At 57.9% G+C, this 17332-nt stretch carries 12 protein-coding genes; 5 read left to right on the plus strand and 7 right to left on the minus strand.

The features are described from left to right. Positions 1–427 precede the first annotated feature (427 nt). On the minus strand, positions 428–2551 hold the full coding sequence (locus ACUXH0_RS22125) for a DUF4357 domain-containing protein (protein WP_182594674.1): 2124 nt from the start codon (positions 2549–2551) through the stop codon (positions 428–430). A 143-nt stretch (positions 2552–2694) separates the two neighbouring features. Here ACUXH0_RS22125 and ACUXH0_RS22130 point away from each other — a divergent pair, with 143 nt between their 5' ends. From ACUXH0_RS22130 to ACUXH0_RS22145, 4 genes are read left to right on the plus strand one after another with little or no spacing between them, the layout of a single operon-like run. Continuing rightward, the gene (locus tag ACUXH0_RS22130; protein WP_182594673.1) at positions 2695–4137 is read left to right on the plus strand and encodes a Wadjet anti-phage system protein JetA family protein; all 1443 of its coding nucleotides are present in this window, start codon (positions 2695–2697) and stop codon (positions 4135–4137) included. Further along, positions 4112–4789: a DUF4194 domain-containing protein gene (locus ACUXH0_RS22135; RefSeq protein WP_182594672.1), complete on the plus strand. Its 678-nt coding sequence runs from the start codon at positions 4112–4114 to the stop codon at positions 4787–4789. Before ACUXH0_RS22130 ends, ACUXH0_RS22135 begins: the two co-directional genes overlap by 26 nt. Beyond that, positions 4786–8409 (plus strand): SbcC/MukB-like Walker B domain-containing protein, encoded by a 3624-nt coding sequence (locus ACUXH0_RS22140; protein ID WP_182594671.1) that lies wholly within the window; start codon positions 4786–4788, stop codon positions 8407–8409. Before ACUXH0_RS22135 ends, ACUXH0_RS22140 begins: the two co-directional genes overlap by 4 nt. Before the next feature lie 41 nt (positions 8410–8450). Then, entirely contained in the window at positions 8451–9542 is a 1092-nt protein-coding gene (locus tag ACUXH0_RS22145; protein WP_259393747.1) for a DUF2220 domain-containing protein, read from the plus strand. A gap of 198 nt (positions 9543–9740) precedes the next feature. Here the strand turns inward: ACUXH0_RS22145 and ACUXH0_RS22150 are convergent, their stop codons facing one another. The 6 genes from ACUXH0_RS22150 to ACUXH0_RS22175 all read right to left on the minus strand — a co-directional run bounded on the left by ACUXH0_RS22150 (position 9741) and on the right by ACUXH0_RS22175 (position 16741). After that, positions 9741–9950, minus strand: a complete 210-nt coding sequence (locus tag ACUXH0_RS22150) for a hypothetical protein (RefSeq protein ID WP_259393746.1) — start codon at positions 9948–9950, stop codon at positions 9741–9743. Positions 9951–10595: 645 nt separating this feature from the next. Continuing rightward, a complete protein-coding gene (locus tag ACUXH0_RS22155) occupies positions 10596–11096 on the minus strand; it encodes a hypothetical protein (RefSeq protein WP_182594670.1) in 501 nt (166 codons plus the stop codon). Positions 11097–11116: 20 nt separating this feature from the next. After that, positions 11117–12961, minus strand: a complete 1845-nt coding sequence (locus tag ACUXH0_RS22160; RefSeq protein WP_182594669.1) for a TniQ family protein — start codon at positions 12959–12961, stop codon at positions 11117–11119. Next, positions 12958–13944, minus strand: a complete 987-nt coding sequence (locus ACUXH0_RS22165) for a TniB family NTP-binding protein (RefSeq protein ID WP_231973131.1) — start codon at positions 13942–13944, stop codon at positions 12958–12960. Before ACUXH0_RS22165 ends, ACUXH0_RS22160 begins: the two co-directional genes overlap by 4 nt. Beyond that, entirely contained in the window at positions 13941–15974 is a 2034-nt protein-coding gene (locus tag ACUXH0_RS22170; protein ID WP_182594668.1) for an integrase catalytic domain-containing protein, read from the minus strand. Before ACUXH0_RS22170 ends, ACUXH0_RS22165 begins: the two co-directional genes overlap by 4 nt. Further along, a complete protein-coding gene (locus ACUXH0_RS22175) occupies positions 15971–16741 on the minus strand; it encodes a hypothetical protein (RefSeq protein WP_182594667.1) in 771 nt (256 codons plus the stop codon). Before ACUXH0_RS22175 ends, ACUXH0_RS22170 begins: the two co-directional genes overlap by 4 nt. A 248-nt stretch (positions 16742–16989) precedes the next feature. Between ACUXH0_RS22175 and ACUXH0_RS22180 the strand changes: the two genes are divergently transcribed. Further along, entirely contained in the window at positions 16990–17280 is a 291-nt protein-coding gene (locus ACUXH0_RS22180) for a DUF6471 domain-containing protein (RefSeq protein WP_182594666.1), read from the plus strand. Positions 17281–17332: the final 52 nt, after the last annotated feature.

The raw sequence follows: 17332 nt of genomic DNA on the forward strand, positions 1-17332 counted from the left end.
TACCTGACCCCGATGCAGTTTGCGCAGGGGCATGAGCAAGAGTTTTTAACCTCGGACTCTAACTGTGCTTCGTACTAAAACCGGGGGCAGGTCACGAGCCACCTACTACTATCGCGAACAAAAATACGCGGAGGCCTTCCTGTACATCCGGGAAGCGTACAAATGCGCCCAGTACTGTGCGGGAGCACATCAGTATCTCCTCGTAAATCAATACGTTGAGCTCGCCGCGAAAAACGATAGCTGGAGGGAGTTCACGCAGGGCATACACTGGGCCACGTACCTCGGCATTGAAACCAGGTGGTTGCGCAAAAAGCCACCGACAGACGAGAACCTCAAATTTGCATTCGAAGTTTTCAAGAAGGCCGTCTATTCAGTTTAGAGCGGCGCCTGACCGCTGGATTCATGACGAACTTACGTCGTTACAAAATCACTGGTTACCTGATTCTGTCTCGCCTGGCGGCTGGCTGGCCGGCAGATTGTCTTGCCAGGCGGCAAAGGTAATCGTCGTCCCCCTGAGTCTCCATGAGTTCCGCCCATTGTCCGTTCTGCCCAGGACCGTAGCGGATGCAGCGCTAGGACTGACAAAGTTCACATCCTGCGTAAAGACCAGATGGGACCCGTCAGGCGACAGTTGTAGGGAGCCGAAATTTTGCAGGCTCTCTCGCAACTGTTGGTATGAATGTGGCTGCCCCGACCAGTCCAACCGCGCTTGCGACTGTGCGAGAACGGTAAACGCGCCGGTGCTTTTCCGCGCCACGGCGGTGAGGCCGTGCTTGGCGCTTTCGAGCTCGAAGTAGATGCCGTCGTTATCCGACGGGAGCTCGGCCAGCAGTTCCTTCGTGACCTCTGACTTGCTCTTGCGGTCTTCCAAGCGCCAGTGCGTTTCGAACACCTTCATCACCGCATTCTGCTGCGTCTGCATGACGTCAACTGTCCACTCCGAATGATGCAACACTTGAGTCGTAATGGCGAAGCCGGAGACGCCACCTTTGGTGAAATACGAAGCCTTCTTCCAGGAAAATTCGCGGTTGCTCGCGGAGCTATTTTTCTTGCGGCTCAGCAACACCAGGTTACCCAGTCGATGGACCCAGCTTTGATAGATTTTTGTGTCCGGGACCCACGTCGCCCATTGGCTGTTCGGAGCAGGCTGTTGCGGCATCACATGCTCCACCGAGACAACGTCATGCTCGTACACAGCAGCACCATCAGACAAAAGTCGGTCTAGGCGCAAAAGCAGTAGCGCCACTGCACGCGCTGAGTGCGTGTCATACAGCGGACCGTTTAGCACCGAATAGGTTTCGTATTGCTCGCTCGGAGAGAGCTGCAACGGTGACACCTCAACGAAGAGATTCTGGGCATTTTCGATGGCCCCCGTTAATGCAGAGAAGCGCTCAATGCGGCCATAGACCCCAATCTTTCGCGCGAGCATCGAATACGCAAGGCGTTCGAGGTCGCGAATGAAAGCTAGCATCAGCGTCGGCTGTTCGGAATGCCGCACATAAAATGCCAGGGCAGGCGGCAACCAGTCCTTGAACTCCAACTTGTTAAGCCAACGCAAATGTTCATTCACGAGTTCCGCGTGCATCGTGCTGGCATAGTCGGCGTCGCGGAGCGCGGCAAGCGCTCGTGCCATCGGAAGAAGTACGGTGTCGACAAATGCCTGCGGCTGGGTTGCCTGCGTAACGTGCTCCTTGAACTCCTTCAGCAGGGTCCCTTGCGGTTTGGCTTTGCGATACACCATACGGATATGACTGAACAAGTCACCAAACTCGTCACGTCCCAGGTCTTCCTCTGCGTCTTCCCACTTTTTCGTGTACGCATCACGCAGACCTGATTCGACCCCCCCAATGATTTCCGCTTTCAAAATGTCCGTAGCACTCAAATCGAGACCACGGCTGTTGAGAACACCAAAAATTCGATAAGCAGAATCAAGGTCAGGAGTAGCCACCACGACGAGGTAGCAGCGGGTGATAATGAACTGGACCAGCCGTATCAAATCGGACTGCTTCAATTTAGCAAGACCGGCCATGAGAACCTTGGCATTGGCGCGAAGACGCTCCTGCACACTCGGCAGTGTCGAATTGAGCTGAATGAGCTTGGCCAAACCATCCTCGTGCTGGACGTACTGACGGAAAAAGTCTCGGTCTCGCTCACGTAGCGACAGACGGTAGCTGGCTTCGGTAGCGGACACGACATCGCCGTGCTCGTAAATGCGCTTTGTGATACCTGTCTGCACAGCTCCGTCGTTTATCGTGGCCCTGATGGCAGAGAGCAGAAGCGTTAGCGTAGTCAAGCGCTGTTGCCCGTCGACCACCGTCGCATCAGGCGAGGCCTCATTCTTGATGAGAACAATGCTTCCGAGGAAATATGGCGCGGCATCGCCGAGTTGTTCTGGCGCAGACTCCAGTGCGGCCAACAAGTCGTCAAGCAGCTCCTGAGCCTGGTCGTTACCCCACGAGTATGGTCGCTGGTAGCCAGGGATGGTAAACACATATTCGTCGCTGAAAATCTTCGCTAGCGCTTGTTCTTTGGCGGTGAGGGTATTTGACACGCGGGTTTCCTGGCAAATTGGAAGCTGTAACGTACCCGCCAAATATACTGGCTTTTCCCACACTCTCATGCGTTACGCTTAATGCCTACCCCTCTAACGTCTTGCTCCGTGAGAACCGCTAATCGTCAGCGAGCTTAGTATTCATGTTCTTCGAGACCGAACGCCAGAACTTCTTCAGACCGCTCAACGGTAAGCGGCGGGAGCTCGTGGCTGCGTGCCTGCAGTCCCTCTACGAGCGTTTGCATGGCCCAGGCGCCGACTACTCCCAGAATTTGAACCGCGACAGCCTGCGGGATGTACTGATGCCGGCTATTCGCGAGCACGCCGCGGAAGTCACTGGTGATGGTCTTACAGAAGACGACGACCTCGCCAGCATCGACAGCAACGACGTCCAACTACTCGCCGGAGCTTTGATTCGGAGCCTGCTCAAGGATGGATGGCTGGAAACCTTCGGAGACCGAGTCGGGCTGGTCACAGCTTATCGCTTGACACGCGCAGGAAAACTCTTTGCCGAAGCCTTATGGTCATTGAGCCGATTGCGTACTCGCAGCCGTCAGCGCAACGTTCGCGGTTGCCGTAACGCCCTTGAAGCGGCGTTAAAGAATGTTGACGCCTACGACGTTGTGGATGCCTACGATTACGCTGAGCGAGTCATCAGCGACCTATCGGAGGGCGTTGACTATTTCCAGGAGTTGGTTCGCCGATTGATGTCCGAGGCTTCTCGCACTTCGTGGGATGAGTTCATCGAGTTTCTTGACCGCTTCGAGAAAGACTTCAAGAAGCAGATGACATCCGACAACGTGGAAAGGCATCGCCAGGCCATCAGAGGGGCTATCCACAAGCTGCGTAGCATCGAGCAGGAGAAGTTCGACGCTCTTGAAGCCCAGCTTCGGGACATCGCTTCGTGGGCCAACGCGGATGGTCAAGCCGAAAGCACGTTCGATTGGATGCTGGACCGTGTCGAGGAGATGGTCGAAGCCGCCTGTACCACCAAACACCCTGAACTCCTCAAAGCCATGAACATCTATGTTCGCCGAGCCACCAGCATCGTGCAGCAAGCGATGCTTCTTCGAGGCGAGCAGTCCCGTCACAACTACAGCAAAGCCATTGCTCTAGTTTCAGAACAGGAAGGCGATGCTCAAGCTGCCCTGCTTCACAGATTGGGCGCAGCCATCGCACCTGCAGAGGTGCGTCTGCTTGACCCCGCCTCCTTCAAGCTCCGGTCTACATCGCAACGACGCAAGGCCTTGGCGGTCACAGTTAAACCTCGAGTCACTCGTGAAAGCAGGCTGGCAGCTGCGATGCATCGCGCTGAAGCGGGAGCGTTCGCTCTATCCAACAACGATGTCTTGGAATACCTCCGCCGTGAACTGCGCCTCCGAAATAGGGCCCTCCGCCTGTCGAGCTTGCCAGTTACATCAGCCACCGACGTTCTGACGACTATGCAGGCTGTGGAGGCTATCCGCAGTTATCAGGACACAGACGTCAAGGCAAGCAAGCTGCCGACGCGCCTCATTAATAAGTTTTACACCGCAGACGATTTTTTGATTGAGTTCGACGATGAGCCTGACAACCGCCGCGCTTGAGAACTTGCAACCATCCGGCCTTAAGCTCGACCGACTCCAAGAGGTCGCAGCTCGGCTCTTCGCCTATGGCATCGTTGTCCGAGACGAGGACGGCATAGAAGCGCGCTTATATGATGACGCGCGTCGGATGGAGAGCTTGCTCACCGAATATTTCAGCCTAGCTGGGTTCTTCCTATATCACGACACCAAAGCTGAGTTCTTCCGGCTCTATGCGCCCGGCGCTCAAGCCCCTGGCATCACTCCAGAAGACTCCGAACCGGCTCCCTCGTTACGCGCAAAGCTGTCTCCCGACTTCGTAGCCGCCGCTCTCGCCCTTCGTTTCCTTTATCAGCGGGGCCTCACGGAAGGTGGCTCGAATTTGACTGACGAAGGAGAAGTGCTCATCCGATTCGACGAACTCGCCACGACGCTGCAGACACAGCTGAAGCGTCCATTGCCAGAATCTGCCGGCGACCGGGACAAATTGCTCCGGGAGTTGAAGCGGCACCGCCTGATACGCGTAAGCGCGACGTTTTCGATGTCCGATGAGGATGCCCTTATCGCCATCCGGCAAACCATTCTGGGCATTGTGAGCGACGATGCCCTCGCGACCGCTCTCGATGGTAGTGCCGCTGAGCCGGCTGCGGAAATAGACGATGAGGCCACCCAATGAAGCTCGAGTCTCTCATTCTCGTTAATTGGGGTTCGCTGCGACCGGGCGAGTACCCCATGGGAAACATGACTCTACTGACGGGGCCGACTGGCTCTGGTAAGTCTACGATGCTTGATGCGCTACAGACCGGCATGACGGCGGTCTATCAGCACATTTTCAGCTACAACCCCGGCCAGGATGAAACCAGTCAAAGTACCCGCAACGGCAAGACCAAGCGTACCTTGTGGTCATACATAGTCGGTGCAGAAGACAACTTGTTCGCTCGGCCAGATGGTGCGCATGGGTACGTTGGGCTGGTATTTCGCCCTAGCGAGGGAGAAACCGGCAAAAGCTTTACGGCGCTTGTTGCGGCGGCGGCACGCGTAGATGGGTCCGGCGACCGCCGGCAGGCTGTGCAAGAGCGGCTCGCCTTGCTCATTATTGACGACGCTGAACTGAATTTTGATGACCTCGTTGCCCTAGACGTGGAGGGCAACATGACTGTCGTCGAGGTCGAGCGCATCGAATCCCAACTCAAGGCCAGATACCCTCACGTCCTGAACCTCAAGGACAACAAGCGCGAATATCTTTGTCAGATGTACGGACGCTTTCGAGGTCAGAAAGTGGTTTCTTTTCAGGAGGCGGAAGCTGCCGCCAAAGCATGGACACAGGCTATCGCACATAAGCCCATCGGTAGCGTGGATGAATTGGTCAAGACTCAAATTCTCGAGTATGACCCGCAGCAGCACGCTCAGCGCATCGGTCAAATCAGCGACCTGATGCGTCAGGTTCACGGCCTCCGCCGAGAGGGAGAGCGACTGCGGGAAAGCGTCGCTCGTCTCGAAACGCTTGGTGAAGTCGTCCGCATGGCGGGTGAGTCCTATGAAAAGGCCATGGTGTATCAAGCGCTCCTCGCTTGCCGCAACCTGCGCGACGATGAGAGAGCACTCGAACAAGCAAACCGCGCCGTCGACCAGCTTAACGGGAGACTTACCGAACAGAACGAGCTCATCCGGCAGCTACGTGGCGAGAAAGGTGGCTATCAAGAGGGGCTGGTGACCATCAAGGCCAAGCTGTCTGGCATCCCGGCGGCCAACCAGAAGGAGCGTCTGGACGACAGAGCAGCACAAGCGCAGAAGAGCCTGACCGCAGCCTTGGGCGAATTGGTGGCAGGGGTGAAGCAAGTTCAGGTATTGCTTGCCCACAGCCGTCAATTGGTTGGTATTGCGGTCCCGAATGACTTCCGCGAGGTCCGCACAGCCATCGGGGAGGTAGCGCAGGCGCTCGCAGTGCTCGAGTCTTTGTCGGTGGATACATGGGAAGCATCTCTGGTCTCGCTCCAGTCTGCCTCTGACGTTCACGCAATGCGGGCTGCCTCTTCGGTACTCGAAGAGTTGCAGGCCCTGGCAAGTCGCCTTGAGCCGTTGTATGAGCGCTTGGTGGGCCCCACGGACAGCTTTGTCTCCGCAGTGAATGCACAGCTCGGTGCTCTGAACGGCTTGCGAGAGCAACTCGTAGACAAGGAGAAACATGCTTCGGAGCGCAAGGGCAACTTGGCGGAAGGCGGAGCTGACTACCCGCGCGAAGTGAAGGTCGGCTTGGATGCTTTTCGCCGAGAGCTATCCCACATCCGCGTGCAAGTGCTGTGTGATTTGATTGAACCAGTGGACGAAGGCTGGATGCCTGCAATCGAAGGGTATCTGGCTGGGTCTCGCTTCAACTTCGTGGTGGCCGAAGAGCACGAGGAGGAAGCTATTCGGTTTGTACGTGACCGGCATCTCAAGTCGCGTGTCGTGCAGGGTGGACTCTGCCGACGGTCGGCGCGTCCAGACCTGGTGCCAAGCGACTCTATCGTTCATGAACTGCGGACCGACCATCCTGTTGTATTGGCGTATCTGCAAGAACAATATGGCCAGGTAATCAAGGTGGAATCTTTCGACGTCCTTCGCAAAACGCCACGGGGTGTGATGAAGGACGGCCGCGCTACAGCCGGGCGGACATACTTCCATGCGACCTCTGACAATCTTGTGTTCGGCAAGGCGCAGCAAGCCCACGCAAGAGCGGAGGCAGAAGCAGCCCACGAGAAGGCTCAGGCGGAGTTAGAAGATTTGGAAAAGAAGCGAAAATCGCTTCAGGCGCTTCTCTCGCAAGTGCGACAAACCAAGCGTCCGAGCTTCGCTGCCACGTCAGCCGCAGTCGAAGCGGTCAATGAGTTGGGACGCGTTGCGGATGAACTCGGTCGGCTCGACTTGACTGAGGTCGCGAGCTTGGCGGCGGAGCTGAATGCTCTTCAGACACAACTGGAAGAGTGCGAGGGTCGAATTTCCAGGACAGACCAGGCAATTGGCAAGCTGAATTCCGACCTGGAGACGCAGGGCCAAGTGGTTTCACAGAAGGAAAGCGTACTTCCCGCGCGTCGAGTTCGAGTCGCTGAGGAGATGCAGCGGCTAAGCCTACTTGCGGAAGTAAGCGGCACCCTATCGTATGCCACTCTGGGAGAACAAGTTACCCAGTTGCTGGAGAGCGATGGAGGGCCTAAGAATCTCGTGGATGCGGCTCAGAACCTCATAGGCAACGCCAAGGATTTCACGGGAGATGTACGCGAGTTGGTCGCTGAGTACAACCAGCACGCTCGACAGGACGAGAAACTGGATTTCGCTTACGGGGCTCACCGCGACGGTGACTTTGGGCCGGTTTACGGCCTGTTAATCCAACTGCGCGCTCAAGTGCGAGAACAATTGGGTGCGCAGCGTGAAATCGGTTTGCTCAAAAACCTGGACAAGCTGCAGCGGGCAGAGACTTCTTTTCAGGATGTATTCACAAAGCAGTTTTGCTACGAGATTCGAAACGCGGTGGATACCGGGGTGCGTACGCTCAAAGCACTGAACTACGAGTTGGATAAGTTGAAATTTGGGACCGACCGGTTTCGCATCGACTGGTCTCACTGGGTGCCGGAGTTCGAGGAATACTATCGCTTCTTCAGCGCCGCCTACGAATTGGCGGAAACGCAGGAGTCAGGCGGGCTTTTCGATGAGCAGGTACTTAGTCCAGAAAACTGCGCCGTACGAGACCGGCTGCTGAAGTTGCTGCTAGCAGACGACCAGGAACGCGCACAGAAAGAGCTTCAGCGAATTGCCGACTACCGCAACTATCGCCGATATGAAATTTGGAAGGAGTCGGACTCTGGGTCTCGAGTAGCTCTATCCGAGTGGGGTACCGGTTCTGGCGGCCAGTTGGAAACTCCGGCCTATATCGTACGTGCGGCAGTCGTTACGAACCGCCTGAAACACTTTGAGAAGGGGGGGAACCTAAGGCTGTTGGTCAACGACGAGTCCTTCGCCAAGATGGACGAGCGCCGTGCTCATGATGTGATGAAGTTCATTCGTGACAGCCTTGGTATGCAGTTGATATGCGCAATGCCCACAAAACATGCAGGCGCCTTGAAATCTGAGTTCACCAAAGAATGGTGCTTCACCAGGACCATGGCGGAAGGTAACGGCGAAGTCGACTTCGTGTCTGAAGCCGATGAACGAGAACTCAACTCGGACAAACTGCGTGAGCTCTGGGAGGCTCGTCGCAAAGAGGTTCGGCAGCAAGCCCAACTTCTTTTCGAGGCAGAAGAGGCGAAGGAGCCGACGTGACCGAGCCGCGGTGGCTGAGGACCCCTGGCGTTCTTCAATTCTTGAACCATCTGGTCGACAAATTCGATGCCGCTGAGGCTCAGGGCAAGGCGCTTGTCAGGGCAATCAGACTCGATGCGAAGTCGTTTCCAGGGCTGTTCAATGCATCCCTTGAGGAAGAGCGTGAACTGCAATGGACCTGCTTGCGGCAGATGGAGGCATGGGGCTGGTTCGAGTTGAAGCTTGACCGGCAGCCGCCAGGAAAAGCCCCCTATGAATGCAATCCGCGCGCGGTCGTTCGAAATCAGAACGCTATCCGGCAAGTTACCGGGAGACCGGAACGGATTCGGCCCTACAGCGAGCTATGGCGTGAAGCCGTCGAAGCCTTCATAGAAGGTCACGACTCGGTCAAAGAAACCGTGGGTCGCATGAGAATCGAAATCCCAGGACGAACGGCAGAAGAGGTCGTGCGTCGCCTTCTATTGCTTCCGTCTTTTGTCGAAGAGCCTTTGCTTCTGAGAGAGGTCTCGGCGAGGTTGTTCTGGGGCTTATCGAAGGTGCTGGATGGTCGGCAGCAATTGGTTGCAGCCATTCTCCGTGAAGAAGAGTGCCCTTTTTCCGAGGTGCCCGTCCAGCTGCAGGTCTTCTTGCCGACGCTGGGATTTTCTGAAGTGCTGTTTATCGAAAATCTGGCCACTTTCGAGCAAGCGACAAGAGACGCAACGGGGCGCTACGAAAACTTGGCGCTTGTATTTGCGTCCGGCTTCAAGGGTAGTGCAAAACGATTGAGGTCGTCCGCCGGAGCTTCCGTCTACTTCGCAGCCCATGGCTCCCTTCAGGAAACGGACACCAGCAAGTTTCTGGGGTGGTTGCGCGCTGGGGTCAGGCTGCCATCTTGGTTCTGGGGTGATTTGGATTTCGCCGGAATGCGAATCTTGGCGAGCCTACGTGCGGTTTTCGATGGGCTAGAAGCCTGGGAGCCCGGCTACGGCCCCATGCTTGAGCGATTGGAAAGAGGTGACGGTCACTCGCCGTTTGAAGCACGAAAAGGCGGGCAGCAACCGATAGACCTGACGGGATGCTCGTTAGCCGATACGCATCTCATTCCCGCATTAAAAAGGCAGAACAAGTTTGTCGACCAAGAGGCGTTATAAGCGCGCACCTACCAGCTCCACAGTCTTTCACGTTGCGTCTTAAGTCGGGGCTCGCTGGCCCGCTGACGACGTGACACGGCTGAGTCAGCATGAGCGGATTGACGGACGGGGCCGGGGCAATTGTCTCGAACCACTGCTCGCGCCCAAGAGCTCGAACGACTCGGATGAACGTGCGCAGCGATGCGCCCGCCGCCATTCTCACGATTCCGACTTGCCTTGCTGCTTCGCGCGGCATTTTTCGAGCTCTCGCGACAGTGCATCAATTTCTGACTGCATGCCGGCCGCGCTCCTGAGCAACTGACCAACTCGATACCAATACTCATAACCCAAGTCGCCATCTGCCAACGCGAGCTCGTGGAGCTTGCGAAGTGCAATGTCTAGGTCGATTTGATTCTCCGACGACATCATCGTCCTCCTTTCTGCGGGCACGGCAAACGCACTCTCCGCTCAACATCGCCCCGTTTCAGAGCGGACTTCTTCGATTGGTGCTTCATGCTCACTCGCAATACATATACTTTGATGCAAGAAGCTACATGCTGTCCGCCGCGCGAAAAAGCCGCCGGATAGTGGGGCCGCCCCATCCAACTGATGGGCTTCGGTGATGTGGTCATTGCCGCCTGCGCGGGCGAGGTACGAGCACCGGCGCGCAGGGGACACCGGATTCGGGGGGCAGTTCTGAGACATCCGGCACGCTGGCGAAGGCAGAAGCGTGGAACGAAAGTCTGCCGGGCGAAGCCGGCTCCATACCGTAGTTTGGGTGGCGGCTGAGTGAAGGCGTATCCCGGGCAAACATGCCAGGGAGGGCTGGGCTCAGCCTCACCACCCGTAGCCACACTATCAAGATGTTCACCTGCTTTTTTGGCTGAGCCATTTAGGTAGACAACAGGATGGTGAAACCTTTGCCAGTTTGGCCTCAGCTTGCGGAAGCCGCAACAAGGGCCACTCTGGGAGGAGGCTCCAAGTTTGCGCACTGCAGGTTGGCAATCTGGCGCGTCTCGCCCGCATCCGGGCTGGTCGGGATAGTCCCGACCAGCCCGGATGCGGGGATACATATCAGCGACGGGTATGCCGTTCATGATGTCCGCGGCTCTCACCCATCATCACGCGAATGACGGAAGAGTTAGCCTCCGAGAGGTATGCCAATTCGGCGTGGTAACCATATAGTCGATGCAGCGCGACGGCAATTGCACTTGAGCGCGAGTACCCGCCTTCACAGTGAACAACGACTGATGAGATTGTCGCGGGCAGGGTTTCGACGAACGAGCGGACGGCTTGAGCTTGTGCGTCAGTGAACGCATGGACGAGTTTTTCCTGGGCTCTTGCCGAAAGATATGGATTCAGGAAATTCACATCGGCAAAACTCAGGCGAAGAACGTGAGCAAAGGAACCGAGGTTGGCAGGTGGGCGTTCTGGCGCAGTGACTGAGATGACCGCCACCGAGGGCAGCAGCGGCAGTTTTTCTGCATCTCCCCTCGACAGCGCAAACACTTGCCGCACCCCGTCCGTCGGAGGCTTGTACAGCCTGCCTAAAATGTCCCGCAGTCTCTGTGGCATTTCATTCCTCCATCCATCTGTCATTCAGGCGACGCGGATACAAACAGGTCCTGACCGGCCCTTGCCCCGAGCACGGCGAGACGGCACAAGTCGGCGAGACGAACCAGTCCACCACGAGCCGCCCCGCTGGTGAGTTGTTTTGCGCCCACCATATCGACGCCGGACAGCAGCTTCGACAACGCGGATGACTTGGTGCCCATGCCGCGCGCCAAGTCCGCAAGGGGCACGTAAGTTTGCCGAAATGCCAACAGCTGATGAGGCAGCACCACGCGACATGGCTGGCCACGCAACTCGATTGACTGCGCATCCAGCAAGCCCTCATCAATCCAGTGGGAAATGCTCTCCCACTTCCAGCCCGTAAACTTCGAAAGCTGCTGAATGGACATACCGGCCTCGAGAAGCGGCGTGCCGAAATACTGCGACACGTCCGTCCTCAGGAAGGACATTTCGCCCAGTGTCCGACCGCGCGCGACGGCTCTCACCTTGCCTCCTGCGATGGCCTGCATCAGCGACTCGATTGCCCGTCGGTCACCCATGCGCCGGCTCGTCAACTCCGCCCATGTGAGCGTCGAATCATCGGCCACCACAGCGGATTGGGCCGACCGCTCCACACGCTCATGTAAATCCGAGATGGAATGGCGCTCGACCGGACCGCCCTTCATTAGGTCTTCGCGCCAGCGAACGTCTGACCGGATTACCCCAGCTGCTTTCATGCGTTCGAGCACGATGGGCGAAACGCCCGCCAGTTCGCAGGCAACGACGTCGGAAATCCACCCGGCGCGTAGTCTCTGGATGCGCTCAACCTCAGCGCATGGAATTTCGAACAGCTGACCACGCGTTCCAGTGCGCCGTGCACGGTGTTCGCACTCGCCCGCGGCAATCGAGTCATGCAGACGTGAAACGCTGACGCCGATAGCCTTTGCAGCATGCGACGCGCGCATGTATCCGGTCGCGTCCTCGGCCATAGCTTTGGCCGAATCCAGGCCCAGGACACAATCGGACTTCCGGGCAGCGACGTCGATGATGATTTGGAGAAGAGGCTCTAGCGTCGTGCCCTGGCAAAGCTTGCGCAGACTGATGTACCAGTCGCCGAGCAACGTGTTCAGCGTGCGGGCATCCTTGCGACCAGCGGCGATGCGCTGCTCGACGTGGGTCTGGAACCCTATTGGCCAATCGGCCAGCAAATCTTCGAGCGGCGAGAGATATTCGACTGCTTCAGTGACGAATTTCGGCAATGCCGCGTTGCGCGGCAACCCGGAACGTGTCGGGTCCGGGTATTGGCAGAGCGTGCGGATGACCTTCATCAGCACGTTGATGTCCATGCCGTGCACAAGCGGCTTGATACTGCCAGACTGCTGCCCGTCGCTCGCAATCAGCGTCGACAGCCACTGCTGTGCGCGGGTCGCCGGCACACGTGGCAGACTGCTCAGGTCGTGACCGCACGAGCACAATCCAATGTAAAGCCGCTCCGGTGAAAGATGCTTCCCGCAAGCGTTGCACTGGTCAACCAGCAGGATTCGATGTTGCGGACACGCCGTGACATAGGCGTGTTCCCAGCAGCTTCGCAGGTAAGGCGATTCAGCCATGCAAGCAGGACACACGGCGTCAGATTGCGCACGGTGCAGACGTCCCCAACCCCGGCAGAGGTTTTCCTGATGTCGGGCAAATTCGGTCCATGCCGGTTCCAGGCCGAGATTGCAGGCGACGTCCTCCGTGCGCGTGAGCAAGGCACGGCGATTCCGCTCGACGCCGGCCGTACTTGCCAGGTCGCGCCAGCTGAAAAGCGCATTATCGGCGGCGAGACGTCGGTAGTAACCCATCCCGGACTCGTCGTTCCTAGGTGCGTTGGCGAGAACAAGGCTCATTGTTTAACTCCGATTTTTTTGCGAACTGGTACCGACGCCGCGTTACTGGTCAGGACGTGGACATATGCCTGTTTCAGCGCCGCCGGCTCCACGCCCGCGTCGTCGATGCCAGAGTCCTGGAATGCCAGTCTGTGCGGTGACCCCGCGTGGCTGACTTCTTCAAGCGCCTTCTGGCAATCAGCGTATGTAATGGCGCGCGGCGCTTCGTGTGCCATCAAACTCGCAAGCTCGCGCATAAAGTCCGCAAGTACCCCTATCAGGCCCCCGGTAAGCAGGTAGCTTTGCTGCGTAAACACGCGGGCGGGCATGTCAATGGGATAGCCAGCCGCAGAGAACAGGCGCGCATAATTCGCGACACATGAGTGGTATGCCGCCATCTGTCCAGCATCGCTTGCGTCGTACGGCAAGAAAATGCGGGCGGGACAAGCCCGGTTGCGCAGCTGTTCATTTGCTGCAAAAAGCCGCTCGAGTCGCGGAATGCCGAACAGAATCAGCGTCATGTCGAGGGTGTCCATCAGCGTCTTGAGCCAGTCGCTGGCCGCGCGCGGAGGCACCCGCGAGCCTTCATCAACGAGGTGCGATATTTCGTCGAAAATCACAACGCGTGTGCGGGCCAGGCGCAGCTGCTCCACCATCAGGTCGAACATCGCGCCCGCCGTCATGCTGCCGGAAACCTGCATGCCCAACGCACGCAGCACACTTTTAGGAAGCAGTTTGGCCGTTGCGGATGGGGGCACCTCAACGAGTAATACAGGTACATGGCGCCGCCCTTCAATGCGGGCTTCAGGGTAGTCACGCGACAGTTTGGCGATGAGGGATGATTTGCCCACGCGGCTCGGACCAGGAACGCGAACGATTTTTGGTGCAAAGCCAGCGAGAGCGTCATCGATGCGCCGCTTGAGCGCAGTGAGGTGCTCCATGAACATGAGATGCGGTAGTTCGCATTCCTCAATGTCCTTGCGCAATTGTTGGGCTGGCGTCACAGCAGTTTTTCTCCGGTGTTTCTGTTAACAATGTTCATCGACGGCGCATCGTCGTATGAGATGACGCCGGACTGAAAATCTTCCGCTGGCAACGACGGATTGGCCAAAGGTGCAAGTCCAAATGGTGCTGCCGCTGAAAGCGGCCGGTCGATGGCCCGCTGGACAGCTGAATTGTCTTTGGCGCGGCGCACGGTTTCCCTGTTTTCCTCACGCTTGCCGCGAGCCTTGGGCTTACCGGCTTTCGCGTTTCCGGTGACCGCCTCGTCCAGCTCCCGCTCGAACTGGACCTTTTCGTCCGGGACCGTCCAGTCAGCCATGCCCGAATCGAACCGGTCTTTGGCTTCAGCAAAGGTCCACGCCGGCGTGTCCGGACGAACGTGGTCGTGCGTCAGTGGGACAAGCGGAAGGTCACTTCCCTCGTACACGTACACCTGACGAAAATCGTCGGGGTTGTAAACCACGTGAAGTTGCGCACGGTCGCCGTACTTGGCCAGTAGATACGACTTCGCTTCGCCGTTGTACCTGAACCCATGCTCGAGCGAGATACCCGTCTTGGCGTTCAACGTGCGTATCTGGTGTTCGAAAAGTGCCGCCATCCATTCATGGCGCGGTGGCGGCAGAGTGATGGGTTGTCCCATTTCTTCGGTCTGGTAGGCCAGGCGCTCAAGCGGCGTCTTTCCCTTGACCGAATCGACCAAAAGTTCGTCCCAACGCAGCCGGTCGAGCGGGGTGTTGGCCCAGTCCCTATAGAGCCACCCAACAATCCACTTTTCGAGTGCTTCGACGCTTATCAAGTCGTCGCCCAGTGCCTCGGGGTCGCGCTTGCCATCTTTCCCTTCGAAGCGCGTGCATCCCGGGAGACGCTGCAGTGCTTCCTTAAGTGACCTGTTCAGGCGCTCGATGAATGGCTTACCTTGAGCTTCCTTTGCTTTGCAGTGCTTGACATCCATTCCTAATCGCTCGAGTCGGACGATTCTTCCGCCTTTGGTCTCCGGACCATTATCAAAAATGACCTGTGCGGGCGTGCCGTAAATGTTCAGCGCGTGAGCGATGCCAAGCTCCGCGAAGCGGGCTGCCTTGGCGGGCGTCAGATACATCTCGAGGCACAACAGCGAATCCATCTCGCGCGGCGAACCGATGACAAGATGCCATCCCACCGGATACCCGGTGCAGACATCAATTGCCAGAACCAGATAGATGGTCCGGGCGATGCCATGCGGCGTTACTACAACGAACGGCAGGTGCAGAGCATCCTGCTCAATTCGGGCGAACGGAAACGCCGCCCGGATGCGCTTCTTTGCAAACGATTTACCTGCGACCCTATTGAGCGGGTCCATCCGGTCGTATTCGGCATCGACGGTCAGTTCATCAATCCTGGCGCACACGAACTTGCGGCTGATGGCGTGGCTGGCAACATGCAAGCCGCGCCGACGAGCCTCACGGTTGACGTATCTCGTCAGGTCGAAGACCGTCCACTTGGATTCCGTGACCAGGAATTGGTCCTGGATGACGTCCTTGACGAATTCGACAAGGTCTTTTGAATATCTGGCCGTCGCATTGCCTTTATTTTTGTCACCCTTGAGAACCGGCAGGCCCAGCAGTTGATTCGCGTGAGCCCGGTACAGGGTTGCGGGCGACGGAAACGGGGAAACAAGAGGCTTGCCTGCGTTTTCCATCAGGTAAGCGTCACGGGCCAGCGGTATCGCTGCGTTAAACGACAGACCGCGTTGGTTCCGGATGACATCAATGCGCCGCAGTATGTCGTTCAGCAGGCGGACCTTACTGTGCAATTCCGGATTGTCGTACTGGGCGGCAATGCTGACGCGCGGCATTCCCTTCCGATGAAGGACCAGACTGCCTTCCGAAATCCGGGCGCTGATGTCATCGTATTTGTCATACCTGGCCTCGCGCTTCTCGGCGTCGAACAGTTGGATGGAGCCAGCATGCAGGCGGCCGTCCAGCACCTCTAAGTAGCTGTCAGATTTGCCGGGCGGCGCCAGCTTGTCCCCAGCGCGCAGGTCGGACATCATGGCCGCAGTTCCTCAATCAAACAGAGGTGGGCCAAGTCACCATATGCGGCTGTCAGTTCCAGCGCGCCGCAAATCTGGTTATGCGCGAGGTCGGCCTGAAGAACGCCCATAGCAAGCAGCGGAGGAATCAGGCCGGTCGGAATCTGGAGTTCGGCGCACAGCGTGCGCTGTAGTACCGCACCCAATTCGCAATAGCGTTGGACCCGGTCGATGATGTCCTGCGTCAGGTATTCGCCAGCACGCGCTATCGCCGGCTTCAGCAGCTGCACATTGACGACGACCGGGTGCCGTTCATTCGCAGGCACCACCACCGTGAATAGCGGATAGCAGTGCGCCTCCATGATTTCCCGGGCCCGCTCGACCTTCGCCCAGTACCCACGGTCGCCCTCGAAGCCCTGGAGCTTGACCTCGTACGCGCGCTGCAGGCCGTCGGCCTGAACGGTGGCAAAGTCTGGTGTGTACTCCGCCTCCCCGGCGCGGCCGCCGCGCATCCTGCGCGCTTCTGCCAGTTCCTCGGGCGTGAACAGCAGCCGCTCTGCGACCAGGTCGACGGTAAACGGTTGCGGCCTGAAAGAGCGCACGCGCGGGTCAACGCACAGCATATGCGCGACCAGGCGTTCCGCCTCAGATTCAACAGTAATGTGGCCTTTGGCCTTTTCGGCATATGTGCCGATGCGAGCCTTGCCATACGTACGGGCCGTAAGCCGGACGCCGGCGTTCGCAGCGCTCCGGCGACTACGGACGCCATAGGACGGTGCGCTCCTCATTTCGCGCCTCCGTCCGGAGTCTGCAACCGGCTGCTAACGAGGCTGGTCGTCTGGATTGCAGTTGCGGCCCGTCGGGCCGGCAAACTGGGTTGTAGGGTTATGGTCAGCATTCTGTTCTCGCAAAAAAATGGCTTGCAGAGAACGTGTAGTGCTCCCCCACATGGAGTCAGTCGTATACGACCGAAATTTCCCGTGAGAGAATCGCGGCACCAGAAAAATAGAGGCTCGAACAAGGTCGAGGGGGAACGATGGAAGAACTCCCACAGAAACGTGGTCAGCTGCCGGCTGAGCCGTACGGGCGGTGGGAAGAAGAGGCGAAGGGGCTGGTAGAGGAAGAGATGGTACGGCGCGGCATTCGCTACAAAGAGCTTTCGCGGATGCTGGAGGCGCAGGGCATCTACGAGTCGCCGGACCAGATAAACCGCAAAATCAATCGCAAGAGGTTCTCGGCTGCCTTCCTGATTGCCTGCCTGCGCGCGATGGGCGTGGAGACCATCGCACTCGTCCCCTTCGAACCGGGACAGAGTATTGGAGGTTAGGCGAAGGACTACCCACGTCGCAAAATTCGCCCGCAGCCAGACCAGTTTCATC

The sequence above is a fragment of the Ralstonia sp. 110700041-2 genome, assembly GCF_056280165.1.

What these genes read in the sequence shown, in the direction of transcription:
- ACUXH0_RS22130 (WP_182594673.1), top strand. Translation starts at nt 2,695, where the DNA reads ATGTTCTTCGAGACCGAACGCCAGAACTTCTTCAGACCGCTCAACGGT.
- ACUXH0_RS22135 (WP_182594672.1), top strand. Translation starts at nt 4,112, where the DNA reads ATGAGCCTGACAACCGCCGCGCTTGAGAACTTGCAACCATCCGGCCTT.
- ACUXH0_RS22140 (WP_182594671.1), top strand. Translation starts at nt 4,786, where the DNA reads ATGAAGCTCGAGTCTCTCATTCTCGTTAATTGGGGTTCGCTGCGACCG.
- ACUXH0_RS22150 (WP_259393746.1), bottom strand. Translation starts at nt 9,950, where the DNA reads ATGATGTCGTCGGAGAATCAAATCGACCTAGACATTGCACTTCGCAAG.
- ACUXH0_RS22155 (WP_182594670.1), bottom strand. Translation starts at nt 11,096, where the DNA reads ATGCCACAGAGACTGCGGGACATTTTAGGCAGGCTGTACAAGCCTCCG.
- ACUXH0_RS22160 (WP_182594669.1), bottom strand. Translation starts at nt 12,961, where the DNA reads ATGAGCCTTGTTCTCGCCAACGCACCTAGGAACGACGAGTCCGGGATG.
- ACUXH0_RS22170 (WP_182594668.1), bottom strand. Translation starts at nt 15,974, where the DNA reads ATGATGTCCGACCTGCGCGCTGGGGACAAGCTGGCGCCGCCCGGCAAA.
- ACUXH0_RS22175 (WP_182594667.1), bottom strand. Translation starts at nt 16,741, where the DNA reads ATGAGGAGCGCACCGTCCTATGGCGTCCGTAGTCGCCGGAGCGCTGCG.
- ACUXH0_RS22180 (WP_182594666.1), top strand. Translation starts at nt 16,990, where the DNA reads ATGGAAGAACTCCCACAGAAACGTGGTCAGCTGCCGGCTGAGCCGTAC.